General features: G+C 36.5%; 13 protein-coding genes and 1 tRNA gene. 4 read left to right on the top strand and 10 right to left on the bottom strand.

The genetic code is table 11. From position 1 onward, the window contains the following. Positions 1 to 9 precede the first annotated feature (9 nt). Together H9565_RS05225 and H9565_RS05220 are read right to left on the bottom strand one after the other, a co-directional pair. The gene (locus tag H9565_RS05225; RefSeq protein ID WP_215438124.1) at positions 10 to 474 is read right to left on the bottom strand and encodes an RNA methyltransferase; all 465 of its coding nucleotides are present in this window, start codon (positions 472 to 474) and stop codon (positions 10 to 12) included. Next, positions 461 to 1,825, bottom strand: a complete 1,365-nt coding sequence (locus H9565_RS05220; protein WP_215438123.1) for an alanine/glycine:cation symporter family protein — start codon at positions 1,823 to 1,825, stop codon at positions 461 to 463. The genes H9565_RS05225 and H9565_RS05220 overlap by 14 nt, the downstream gene beginning before the upstream one ends. A 192-nt stretch (positions 1,826 to 2,017) precedes the next feature. On the opposite strand from H9565_RS05220, the gene H9565_RS05215 reads away from it, so the two are divergent. The 4 genes from H9565_RS05215 (at position 2,018) to H9565_RS05200 (ending at position 4,666) form a co-directional block, all read left to right on the top strand. Then, a tRNA-Met gene (locus H9565_RS05215) sits at positions 2,018 to 2,090 on the top strand. Positions 2,091 to 2,144: 54 nt separating this feature from the next. Continuing rightward, complete coding sequence (locus tag H9565_RS05210; RefSeq protein WP_215438122.1) at positions 2,145 to 3,464, top strand: tyrosine-type recombinase/integrase; 1,320 nt, start codon at positions 2,145 to 2,147, stop codon at positions 3,462 to 3,464. After that, positions 3,457 to 4,200, top strand: a complete 744-nt coding sequence (locus H9565_RS05205; RefSeq protein ID WP_073240418.1) for a hypothetical protein — start codon at positions 3,457 to 3,459, stop codon at positions 4,198 to 4,200. The genes H9565_RS05210 and H9565_RS05205 overlap by 8 nt, the downstream gene beginning before the upstream one ends. A 37-nt stretch (positions 4,201 to 4,237) precedes the next feature. Next, positions 4,238 to 4,666 (top strand): hypothetical protein, encoded by a 429-nt coding sequence (locus H9565_RS05200; RefSeq protein ID WP_215438121.1) that lies wholly within the window; start codon positions 4,238 to 4,240, stop codon positions 4,664 to 4,666. A 927-nt stretch (positions 4,667 to 5,593) separates the two neighbouring features. Here H9565_RS05200 and H9565_RS05195 read toward each other — a convergent pair. The 8 genes from H9565_RS05195 to H9565_RS05160 all read right to left on the bottom strand — a co-directional run bounded on the left by H9565_RS05195 (position 5,594) and on the right by H9565_RS05160 (position 12,803). Continuing rightward, positions 5,594 to 6,553 (bottom strand): fumarylacetoacetate hydrolase family protein, encoded by a 960-nt coding sequence (locus tag H9565_RS05195; RefSeq protein WP_215438120.1) that lies wholly within the window; start codon positions 6,551 to 6,553, stop codon positions 5,594 to 5,596. 10 nt (positions 6,554 to 6,563) lie between these two features. Further along, positions 6,564 to 7,703 (bottom strand): FAD-dependent monooxygenase, encoded by a 1,140-nt coding sequence (locus tag H9565_RS05190; RefSeq protein WP_215438119.1) that lies wholly within the window; start codon positions 7,701 to 7,703, stop codon positions 6,564 to 6,566. A 34-nt stretch (positions 7,704 to 7,737) separates the two neighbouring features. Beyond that, positions 7,738 to 8,853 (bottom strand): alpha/beta hydrolase family protein, encoded by a 1,116-nt coding sequence (locus tag H9565_RS05185; RefSeq protein WP_089261070.1) that lies wholly within the window; start codon positions 8,851 to 8,853, stop codon positions 7,738 to 7,740. A 48-nt stretch (positions 8,854 to 8,901) separates the two neighbouring features. Next, positions 8,902 to 9,894, bottom strand: coding sequence for a VOC family protein (locus H9565_RS05180; protein ID WP_089261069.1), 993 nt, complete (start codon positions 9,892 to 9,894; stop codon positions 8,902 to 8,904). Positions 9,895 to 10,156: 262 nt separating this feature from the next. Continuing rightward, positions 10,157 to 10,789 (bottom strand): O-methyltransferase, encoded by a 633-nt coding sequence (locus H9565_RS05175; RefSeq protein WP_215438118.1) that lies wholly within the window; start codon positions 10,787 to 10,789, stop codon positions 10,157 to 10,159. Positions 10,790 to 10,795: 6 nt separating this feature from the next. After that, a complete protein-coding gene (locus tag H9565_RS05170; protein ID WP_215438117.1) occupies positions 10,796 to 11,092 on the bottom strand; it encodes a DUF3861 domain-containing protein in 297 nt (98 codons plus the stop codon). A gap of 13 nt (positions 11,093 to 11,105) precedes the next feature. Next, the gene (locus H9565_RS05165; RefSeq protein ID WP_215438116.1) at positions 11,106 to 11,591 is read right to left on the bottom strand and encodes a cupin domain-containing protein; all 486 of its coding nucleotides are present in this window, start codon (positions 11,589 to 11,591) and stop codon (positions 11,106 to 11,108) included. After that, entirely contained in the window at positions 11,592 to 12,803 is a 1,212-nt protein-coding gene (locus H9565_RS05160; protein ID WP_215438115.1) for an MFS transporter, read from the bottom strand. Positions 12,804 to 12,811: the final 8 nt, after the last annotated feature.

Below are 12,811 nucleotides of genomic sequence, written 5' to 3'. Positions count from 1 at the left end.
CTTTATCTTTTAACGCATTCGCGGTTTTGATAGATTCCTATCATACATAACAATACTTCCGGCAACGGCCACATTGAGGCTTTTTACCGATTTAAAACGAACCAAATGGTGCGACTTTTCACAAGCATGATTGGAAAGTCCGTGGTCCTCAGCACCCAGCAAATATACGCATCGTCTTGGGTGTTCAAAAGTTTCCAAGTCTACCGCATTTTCCTTCATTTCCACTCCTACCAGCATAGCACCCTTGGGCAAATTTTCATAGAATGCTTCAAACGTTTCATAATGAAAATAAGGCATGGCCTTCACCGCATGGTGCGTATCACTTGCCTGTTTGGCATATCTATTACCAATCGTGAAGATAAAACTGGCCCCTAGATTTTGTGCCGTTCGCCACAACACCCCTAAATTTTCCGGTGTTTTTCCGTTTTGGATACCGATACCAAAAAACTCATGTTCAAAATTATCCGTGCTCACCTTTTAACCTCTGAAAATATTTTCTTGCCTCTTTGTTCACCTTTGGTGCCAGCAAAAGTACGGCAATCATATTGGGTATGACCATTAAAGCGTAGGAAAGATCTATAAGGTTCTTTACCAAATCCAAAGAAGCTACGGCCGCAAATACGATCATAAGTACAAAATACCAGTTATAAAACTTGCCGATTTTTGCATTGGTCAAGAAAGAAAGACATTTTACACCGTAGTACGAATACGTAAACAAGGTAGAAAAGGCGAATGCCGTAACAATTATCATGAGCAAAACATCGCCATAACCGAACAATGTAGTCTCAAATGCCGAAAGGGTCATTACAATTCCGCTTCCATCCTCCAAATAAGCTCCACTTAATATAATGACTACGGCAGTAAATGTACATACCAAAATAGTATCTATAAAAGGGCCGAGCATGGCAACCAACCCTTCTTTAATAGGGTTATCCGTTTTGGACTGACCATGGTACATAGGCGCACTACCCAAACCTGCTTCATTGGAAAACATAGCCCTACGAACCCCAATAATGACCAGACCCCAGAACCCCCCGGTTACAACGGTCTTAAAATTCCAGGCCTCCGTAATTATCAACTTTAATGAAGGTATTATCTGCGAAGCGTTCAAAACCATAACCACAACCACCGCCACTAGATAAACCAACACCATAAATGGAACTATGGCTGATGCTACTTTGGCAATTTTGGTAAGTCCACCAAAAATGACGAACGATGTTACCACGGCCAGAACAACCCCAATACCCAACTGCCAATTAAAATCGCCAAAATTGGCTATGGTTTCATTGGGCTCCACAACGCTCATAAAAGTTTCCGTAAACTGGTTTGCCGTAAAAACACCTAAAAACCCGAATAGACCACAGACCGCAAAAAATAATGCCAAAGGCTTTGCTTTTGGCCCCAAACCTTGTGTAATATAGTACATGGGGCCACCTTGCAATTTACCATCGGAGTCCGTACTACGGAACATAATGGCCAGACTACAGGAATAAAATTTGATACACATACCGATAAGGGCGGTAACCCATATCCAAAACACTACACCCGGACCACCGTCATGAATGGCAATGGCTACCCCGGAAATGTTTCCCAAACCAACTGTTGCAGCAACAGCGGCCGATAAGGCCTGAAAGGAACTTACATCTCCTTCTGACTTATCATTATCATATTTACCTGCCGTTATGGCAATGGCGTGACCAAAGTACCTGTAGGGTAAAAATTTAGAATAGAAGACCAGAAAAAGTCCACCTCCAATAAGTAAAAGAAACATGGGCCACTCCGTAAAGGGCAGCGCTGCAGAAATAAAATCGTTAATTGTATCCATACGTAGGCTTGCTAGTCCCGAAGGTATGGAATTTGGAGATTTTTTAGGGTATGCATAAAAAGATTCTGCTCTAAGTTTGGTTTTAAGTAAAAAACAGTTGTATATTTGCAGCCCGTTACAAATAGTAGCGCACCTTTATCTCGTCAGCGTAATGACCTGAAGTTGGAAGACAAGTGAGATAAAAACCAATATCGCGGGGTAGAGCAGTAGGTAGCTCGTCGGGCTCATAACCCGAAGGTCGCTGGTTCGAGTCCAGTCCCCGCTACTAAGTTTAAAGTATTTAAAAACAACGGTTTAGTTTTCGCTAAACCGTTTTTTTATGCCTAATTTTAAGGAGTTAGTTACCTTTGAATACGAAAATGAATACGAAAGTGCATACGATTTGTCTTTAAAAAGAACCTTTTCCTCACCTAAAATATATTCTGCAAACGGCGATTTAAAAAAACGCTGGTATGTCTATTTTTCTTTTCGGGAACCTAAAAGTGGAAAATTAAAGCGTCAAACTCCTTTCTACGGGGACGCAAATAAATATAAGACCAAAGAAGATAGAATGTCCGTTTTGGTCATCTATAGAAAAGTTTTATTAAGACTACTGAACCAAGGTTATAATCCTTATTCCGATAACTTAGAATTACACCAAAGTTTACATCGCAAAAACAATGTTGCAGTTCCTGCCGATCTAACCAATAATAATTTAGAGAAATCCATTCCACTGCCAGGGAAAACATCGATGACAGTAAAGGAAGCTTTTGATTTTGGAATGAAGCTAAAAGAAAAATTGGTAAGCACTAGTACCAAAAGAGATTATCAAAGCAAAATAAAGAACCTTTTGGAATGGCTTTCAGTAAATCACCCTGAAATACGATTCATACCTGAGCTTAACAAAAAGCTTGTTGTAGGATTCTTAAACGATGTGTTACACAGAAATAGTGCACGAACAAGAAATAATTACAAAACCGACCTAAGTAGTATTATACAAGTACTTGTAGATAATGAAATCATAGAACAAAATTTCGTAAAGAAAATACCTAAACTAAAATCTACACCAGAACGTAATAAAACATATTCCCAGAATATTCAAGAGGAAATTTTTGAATATTTAGAAGTTCATGACCCAATTCTATTACTCTACATTAAATTTATCTCTTATAACTTTTTACGACCAATAGAAGTCTGCCGACTTAGAGTAAAAGATATTGATATAAAAAATAGACGAATACAATTTAAAGCAAAGAACAGCCCATTAAAAACCAAAATTATACCAGAGCTGTTATGGAACGATTTGCCAGACCTCAGGAAATTGGATAAAGAAGCCGTCTTATTTACACCGGAAAAAATTGGCGGCGAATGGGACACCCTTGTAGATAATAGGCGAGACTATTTCAGTAAACGCTTTAGAAAAGTCGTTAAAGAGCATTTTAAATTAGGAATAAATTATGGGCTATATAGCTTTAGACACACCTACATAACTAAGGTTTATAGAGCTTTAATGAAGGACTCCTCCCCTTTTGAGGCTAAAAGTAAGTTGATGTTGATCACAGGACATTCTTCCATGACGGCCTTAGAAAAATATTTAAGGGATATAGATGCCGAACTTCCCGAAGATTACTCAACAATGTTAAAAAATGTACATGAATAAAACCTCTTTGGAACTATTGTACAAGAACCTGATCTCAAAGCTGTGGGAAGAACTATTATTTTTCATCCCTGATAATGAAGTTTCAAATGAATTCTTAGAAAACCATAAAGAAATAGAATTCGAAAAACTTCGTAATAAAATATTAGTGATAGATTATTATAAGGGACCTACACGCTACGAAACAGGTAGGGACAATTACATGATAATACTTAAAGACAGCACATTAAAAAAAAGTACACGTCAATTATTAAATGCAAAAGCAAATTCCAATGCACAGGAATTTAATTACATTCTAGAATTATATTTCGAGCAGGTTGAGTGCTTACATTTTATTACAAATTGGCTGAATAAAAATATAACCCAAGTACTACCTCAAGAGGACACTATTCTAGGTTTGTTTAAACTCCAATATAATTTTCACAAGTCACATTTTGAAACAATTCTTAAACAGTTTTATCCCGATATGCAATCTTTGCCGAAAGGTAATTTTAATATCGGAAAATCGGTAGAGTCATCTTTGCCTCATGTATCCAAACTTTTTTATACTAGGGATATACAAAATGTAATACCTGGAGTTTCAAATTTACAAGAAGAGCTGCATGAAAACCTTCCCACTTCTACAGATAAGAAAACACAGCGCAGCAAAAATAAAAAACTACCTCTTATTTCCGATTCTGAGGCAGAAGCGATTTTATTAAAACGTATTTTCAATATTGATTCAAAAGTACTTAAATAAATTATACGTAAATTAAACGTTTAATTTACGTATAATTATGACAAAAACTGAAATTTGCAAGTATTGTGGTGGTGACTATGTTCCAAAAAGAAGAGGTGCGCAAAAGTTCTGTAGCAACTCTTGCCGTAGTTTAAACTGGAAAAACAACCAACAGATTAAAGAATTGAAGGTACCAGATGTAAACACTATAGATGAGAAACCTGTTTTAGTACAAAAGCCGAGCTTTCATGAAAAAATGTCTTTAGCAGGAATTGCAAATGCTGCCGCAGGAGCTGCTGTTACAGAAATAGCAAAGGATTTTGTAACACCTTATGCTAACAAACCTGCTACTAAAAAAGATATTGAAGATTTAAAAGCATTTCTTAAATCTCGTTATTTACCTATCTACAATTTAGGCAAAGATGTATATAATAGAATCCCATATTATGATGTCAAAACATGTAACATTATTTACTTGAAGAGTTAAAATAGAACAGACAAACTTCACTCATAAATATTTAAAAGCTTAAAAATACCAGAATTTTAAATCTCTATTTGCTGGTTAATGTTCCTATATCTTGCTCTATGGTGTTCCGGATATTTGGCATTCTACTCTCGGTAATTTTTAAAAAAAGCATACTTAAAAATAATATACTATTCTATAGAAACTTTGGAATTAAATTACAAATTAACATTCTCCGCACAAATTTAAAGCAGTTTTATAAGTATAGGTGGGGCATTAAAATATTGCGAAAAGCGCCATTAACAAAGTTATAGTTTTGCGAAAATAAAGTTTGAGCGAAACCGGTCGTTGCTGCACTTGAGTAAAAAAAATAATGAACCAGAAGAATCCTGTAGTATTTTATAAATGATACGTCTTAATTTTGAGGGTTTGATATGATTTAATAATACTGATTTTGATTTGAACCCTGTTTAAGTTTTTCATTTATGCTTTATTTTTTGATTTAAGACAAGGGAAGTATGAATTTGTTGATCTGTAAGTTTCGTTTAAAATATTTCGGAGCAATTCTCCTATTATCAAACTATAAATAATATTCTTTATAGGAACTGATAGAATAATTTTCTCAAATTCTCAAATGAATCAATGTGATGGTAAAGCGTATGACGCCATTAAAAAATACGCAATGCCTTAATATTCCGAAATTAGTTTAGAAATATTAAATAAAGGTACACTCTAAATGTGATGATTAAAATCAACGAAATAGGAAATACGGGCTTCAACCTTGCAATTGCACCTAAAAAGGATAGTTGTCTTATACTAAATAAAACGTTTCAACAAGGAAATCAGCTAAACTTATTTTAAATATACTATTCCATTCTAGAATATGCTTTTAAATAAATGAAGCTAACTTAAGTAAATCGAATCCACGAATTAAACAGATAATTTACAAATTTAAACGACTTTATTCCTCAACACCCCAATCCCCTCAATCTCTAATTCAACCTCGTCCCCAGGCTCCAATGGTCTATGAACCGAAAAGTTATTTTCAATAAGACTTCCCCATCCAACGGTACCACTACCTAAAATGTCACCAGGCATTAACTGAACATTATTTTCTGAAGCTCTTTTTATCATTTGTGGAAAAGTCCAATGCACGGTTTTATAATTACCCTCACACATAGTTTCTCCATTAATGCGAGCAGTCATTTTTAAGTCAAATCGCCCATTTGTGGTTAAGGGCATTGCTAAATGTTCCGGATGGGTATCCCTGGAAATGGTGCAGCGATATTTTTCGAACTCGTCTTTGGTTACAATACAAGGGCCAATTGCATTGGCAAAATCCTTTCCTTTATGCGGTCCTAGTGGCACGGTCATCTCTTGTCTTTGTATTGCCCTCGCGGTCCAATCATTAAATACTGTATAACCAAAAATATGGTCATCTGCATTTTCGGCTTTAATATCCGCGCCTTTTTTACCCATGACGACGGCCATTTCTAGTTCAATGTCAAATTTGGTTTCTTTCTCAGGTCTCTTTATCTTATCTTCTGGGCCATAAATGGCTTGGTGATTGGTGAAATAGAAAATAGGAATGTTATACCATTCTGGACTAACGGTATGTCCGAAAGAATTGGATGCATTCAACATATGCTGTTCAAAGGCAACATAGTCTCTAAAGCTTCTCGGGTTGGGTAGTGGCGCTAATAATTTTATTTCCTCTAAATTATAGTGTGGGTCAATTTCCTCTAGATTATTATCCTTTATTATTTGGAAATAGCTTTCATGGTCATCTATAAAACTAAGCATATCATTAGGAAGGCGGTCATCTGCCTTTTGCATGCCAACAACGCCATCTGCTTTTAACCATCCGGTCTGTATAGACCCTTCTTTATTTTGGAATGTTACTAATTTCATTTGTGTTTTATTAAAATGGAGCCATTAAAGTACCTACTGCTTGGCCTATTACTTTACCTAAATTAGCTCCTTCTGGTAACGGTTTTCCTTCAAACTCCATTAGCTCCCATTCGGCCAATGTCTCAGAAGCATTTACAATGGCCATACAACGGTCGTAGCGTCTTTTCATAAAGGCTTTAAAAGCTTCGTCAACTGTAGAAGCTTTTTCTAATTCTTCTGCTAAAACAACCCCATCTTCAAGAGCCAAAGCGGCACCTGAACCTAGTTGTGGTACCGTTGCATGTGCACCATCGCCTATAACAATCGCCCTATTTTTAAACCAAGGGCCTGGTAAGTGGCTTGCTTCGATTGGGCGATAATTTACCAGGTTTGGATCTGTAATCTGTTCTCTTGCATCTTGGGCAATTTTAACCGGGAACTCAGCTAAATAATCTTTCAGCATAGGTATATAGGCCGATTTTTCTATCCAAGGATTATCAGCACCTTCTGCCGATACCAAGAACATATACATTGTTTTATCACACATTGGAATAAAACCGATTTTACTTCGCTTACCATAATACATATAAGCAGTATCTAAGTCCTCATGCTTTTTAAACGCATATCTCCAAACCGAAACACCCATATAGCGAGGTTTAAATTCACCAAAAATTAAAGCACGCATATCAGAGTTTATTCCATCCGATGCTATTAAAATATCATAGGTACCTTGGGTATTGTCTGTAAAGGTTACCGTTACATCATTTTCATTGTTATCTATTTTTGTAACTGTAGTTCCCATTTTGTAAATCACTCCGATTTTTATGGCCTCTTCATACATGATTTCATGAAGTGTTCTACGAGAAATACCATTATGGCTAGGATATTTCTCTACAGGAGGTGCACCGGCAAGTCCTAAAAAATGCCCACCTGCAGTGAACATTTTCAACTGTCCGTATGGGTAGCCTTCTTCCATGGTCTTATCAGCAAGACCAATTCTATCTAATGCTCTAAGGGCATTAGATTGTTGGATAATACCAACTCCATACACATTAAATGCATCCAAGCGTTCTGCAATTTCAACCTCTACACCTTTTTTTGCCAATGCTATCGCTACAGATTGACCTCCTATTCCTCCACCGACTACAAGTACCTTTTTAACTGCTGACATATTGTGAATTTTATGAATTAAACAAAAATGAACGTTAGGCGTGAATTTTCTCTGCAATCCAATCGAACATGTCTAGAGCAGGCATAAAATTATCTACTTGACAATGTTGAGAACCACTTTCTCCTTCAGGTACGATTTTCATTTTGTGTTCGCATGTTAAATGTTTTTCTAAAGTAATTGCGTGCTCCACAAAATTCTGTTTATCACCACCGCCATGCATTATAAATGTTGGTATAGAGATTTTTTCGGCTACGCCGTTCTCCAAGGTATATCCTTCCAATTTTTTAAGAACATCTTCATAACTATCAACACCCATAATATGTTGAACGATTTCTGCTAAAGGATGTTTACCACTTCTACCGGCCCAAACGGAATAGTAAGACCAAACAGCTCCAAATATCATGCATACTTTAAAACGAGGTTCAAAAGCTGCACAACGTGCGGCCATGTATCCTCCCATGGATACGCCTGCAATACCAACGCTAGTGGTATCAACTTCATCTTTCAGGTTTTCTAAAACCCAATCCAAAACTGCGGTACCAGCAACATTATAATCATGTCTAGAGTGAATATGGTTTAATCGTAAAGCGGCTCCTTGGCCTGGACCGTCCATAGCTAACAAGGCAACACCCCTTTCCATTAAGTGGTCACCAATTCCAAAATAAAGTTCTTCAGCCAAACTATCCAATCCGCCAAACATCACCATTACTGGTGGATTTTTCACACCTTTTGGCTTAAATAGATATCCCGGCAAAAAGGAACCTTCAAAAGGAACTTCTACCTGAATTGGTTTTTCTTCAAAATATTTGGTCGCCTTTATAAAAGCCTCTCTTGCTTTAAGGTAAGTTGGTATTTTTCGATCATCTTGTAGATTCATGAAAAATTCCGCCGTGCGTAAATAATTGAATGCTCTTAAATAGGTTCGTCTAGCAGATACAAAAGCATTTTTGTTTTCATAATCTTCTGCCCAACCATAAACCTCATTTCCTTTATTTAGCCAAGCTATATTAAAGGTTTCTCTATTATCTGGGTCAATATTACCCGCTGCTTCTAATATTTCTGCAAACTCGCCACCACCATAATGTGCTTGGGTCAATGCTCTATTAACTTGATAAGAAGGCATGTATTTGCCTGGAAAAAAATGCCACATAATACGTGTGTGTTTTAAAAATTGTTATCTCTACTTAAATAAAGTAGCTTAAATATCTACAGGTTTCACTGTACCATCATCAGATAGTCCAAGTTTTTTACCTTTTGCCATTTCTGCAAACGGATTTACAGAACCCCATGCATCATTTGGGTTATCTTTTAAATAATGAACGTCTAAATGATCTGGTGCAAAAACTAATCTTGCACAAGCATAGTATTCAAATAAGATTCCACTTCCTGGGTCAACAATGTAGATAAAGAAACCTTCATCTGCTTTGTGTCTTGTTGGTGCCCCCATAACACTTTTGTAACCCTTTTCTATGAAATAGTCCAAAGCTAAAAGTACTTCTTCACGGCTGTCAACGTTCCAGCAAATATGGTTTAAAACTGCTTGGTTAGGTTCTATATTCGGGTCTGTAAAGATGGCTATGTCATGAGATAGGTTCGCAAGGGTGTGTAAACCTCCAATTGGGGGTATCTCATCTGAAATACGAATCTCATCCGGATTTTTAAACCCTAAAGCTTTCCAAAATGCTTTTTCAGCAGGGTAAGCGCCTTTAGATACCATATATGTTACGTGGTCAAATCTTCTTGGATTTGCCCCTTGTAGTCGGTTGCTGGAATAGCGGTCTGCATACACGCTACCACGTTCCCCTTCTTCGCGAAGCCATTGCACATCCCAAAAAACTTCATGCATATGACCTTCAGGAGATTGAAATTTAAAAGCTTTACCATGGCCTTGGTCACCATCATACCAACCCCTACCGGCACCAATACTTTCCAAATATTCAACGGCTTCTTCTAAAGCCTCTGGGCTATCCGCTCTCCACCCAATATGTCCAAGTCCAGACTTGTCGCTTTGTGTCAATTTTAAGGTATGATGAAAATAATCTCCCCAAGCTCTTAAATAAACAGAACCTTCTTCTCTTCCTGTAATATCCATTCCAACAATATCACCAAAAAAATGTACCGATTTTTCAAGGTCCTTGGTTAAGACCTCAACATGGGCCATTTGCGAAAAATAATGTGGGTTTTTTGCCATTTCTATAATTTTTTTTATTCTTTCTTTAGTATTACAAATTTACTTTATACTCACTCAAATTCTGAATCATTAAGAGGGATGTACTATTCTAAATCAATTATTTTTATATTTATTACAAGGTTTATTTGGTTTAAATCATTCATTTTAAGCTAAAATCTACTTAAGATTAAAAGGTGACTGATTTAGTGTTTAGACCAATTTTACATATTAGGTCTCAATTACACTGAACTATTACCAATTATCTGCTTTTCGTTATTAAAACCTATTTTATTTGTTCGTATTGACTCAATTCCATTCCACTTCCAATAGGCAATAATACCGAAGTGAAAACTCCTGTATTACGTATTCGGTTTTGATAGCGTTTTGTTTCTTCAATTGATTGCGGCGGGAATATCATATTATCTGCAACTACCCAAGCCTTATTTTTTAATTTAGGATAAAACAACTCAAAGCAAGGCAGGTATAATTCTTTCCAAACATCTACTAAAACAAAATCAAAAGACTCTTTTGCCTCTTTCATAAGCGCTAAAGCATCACCCACTCTAAAATCAACATATTCAGAAAGACCCGCTTCATTCAATTTATGTTTAGCGTATGTTACTTTGCTTTCATCAGCCTCTAACGTAATTACAATGCCGTCATTTTCTCTTGCTGCCTCTGCCAACCATAGGGTAGAATAGCCATAAGATGTACCTATTTCTAATATCGTTTTCGATTTAGCTGATTTTAATAAGGTATTCATAAAAACGGCAGCATCTTCACCTACCGATAACAAAAACTCATCTCGCCGTTTCATACCTTCAACAACAGGCAAAGACTTCATAATCTCATCCTCTGACTGCATGCGCTCATCATAATCCGCTAAAACTTGAAGAAATTTCGAATCCTTTTTCATGCCTTTTTATTCCGCTGATTTTAATTTTTTCATCATAGCACCAAAAGCTGGTCTAAAATCTTCAAATAGTGGATTGTCTTTGTTCTTTAACATCACCTCGCTAAAAAGTTTAAGTCCAATTGCAAATTCTACCGAATCTTGTTCCGTCTTGAATCGATTTCGTTTTTTCATGCGTTCAATAATCTCAAAAATATTGTCATGATTTCCGAACTCTAATTCTATAGGCTCATAAATGGTGTCATTTGGCCTAAGTAGTTCTAAAAGCTCAAGTTTCAGTTTGTATTTATTTGCCTTTTTTTCCATAATATCAATATTGCTATTCCATAACTTCAGGTAAACATTTACCATCAACTTTAAAAGGTTTTGCCTCTATTAAGACAAAAAGTATTCTACAAATATTTGTAGTACTAGGGTTTCTCCATTTATGAATTGTACCACGTTGCACTATAATTTCTTGTGGACCTACCGTTTTAATTATTTGGTCGTCTAATTCTAGTTCAATGGTACCGCTCAATACAATACCATAATCTATACTATTACTACGATGCATAGGTGAGCTTGCACCCGGTAACATGTCAACAATTCGTATTACCGAACCTCCATTTAGTGTTGTACCTACATCGTTAAACCTACCATCGGTTTCATCATTACAGTCTGCAGGTACAGTTAACGTACTCCAAATGGTGGCCATTGCTGCATCACCGCTTGTTATGATTAAAGGCTCAATAGAATTATCCGAACTAAAAATAGCTTTGCCATTTTTGGTATGACCAGTAACAATTCTACGAATTGAGTTTTTCATTTACCCCACAGCATTTTCTGTAAATACCTTTCCTTTTGTTTCTTCTAATTTGGATAAGAAAAATAAGGCTAGAACAGCCAATACAGCAGCAACCCATAAAAAGGCTGATTCATGAACAATATCAGAAAGTGCGCCTGAAATAGCAGGAACAATAACCCCACCTATAATTTCGGCGACTGCAGTTACAAAGCCAATAGCTTTCGCCTTTAAATGATTTGGAACGGCTTCAGAAGGTACAATTGCAGCAACCAAGGGTATGGCGCCTACCATAGCATAACTAAAAAACATAGCGGGTAAATGTATGTCAGATCCGTTTAGGTAATATACCGCAAAAGGGTAAAAAATGCCCAAAATTACTGCGATATACAATGCTTTTTTTCTTCCTATTTTATCTGAAATTCCAGGGAAAAACAAGGAGGATATTAGCATTGCTACCCCTAATAGCCCCATTGTCTTTTGCATATCATTGGCGGCCATACCTTGTACATCTGTAAAGTATTTGGTAATAAAAGGAATGGTCGCAAACCACCAGCCAAATACACAACATGCCAATGCCGTACCCCATTTAATGTTTTTATATGCCCAAATTTCTTTGAGGGCAAATCCCGTATCCTTTTTGGCTCCCCTACTTTCAGTAGTCGATTTTTTTAAATAGAAAACTGCAATGAGCCCTAGTAATAGACCCGGCACACCTGCTACATAAAAAGCAGTACGCCAACCCATATTTTCAGCTATCTGAATAAGAATTACAGGGGCTAGAATAGAACCAAATAATGCACCGCCAACGGCTTGTAATATGCCTACATTAAGACCAAGTCTGCTTGGTGTAGATTCTCGTTCCACAAAAACTTGTGCTAATGGAATTACCGGACCTTCTGCTAAACCCATTATTAACCGGGCAACAAATAAAGTACCAAAACCAATAGCCATACCTGAACCAAATGAACATACCGAAAAAATAACGATGGCAATTAGAAAGGTGATTTTGTTCTTGTTTTTGGACTCTGACCAAGCCGTGGTATAATAACTGGAAAATGCCCAAGCCAAGGATAAAATTCCTGCTAAGAGCCCTATTTGTGTATTATTTAAATTAAGGTCTTTGGCTACGAATGGTACTAAATAATTTAGCGCTAATCGGTCAAAAAATAGTACTCCAAAGGTCAAGGCCATTAGTGTAACTATTCCATTTTCATAAGAGAATAATTTTTTCATAGCTATAA

This window comes from Zobellia russellii (genome assembly GCF_018728565.1).
Lineage (GTDB): Bacteria > Bacteroidota > Bacteroidia > Flavobacteriales > Flavobacteriaceae > Zobellia > Zobellia russellii.
The sequence above is the reverse complement of the archived record's forward strand: the minus strand, read 5'-3'. Positions and strand labels throughout refer to the sequence as shown.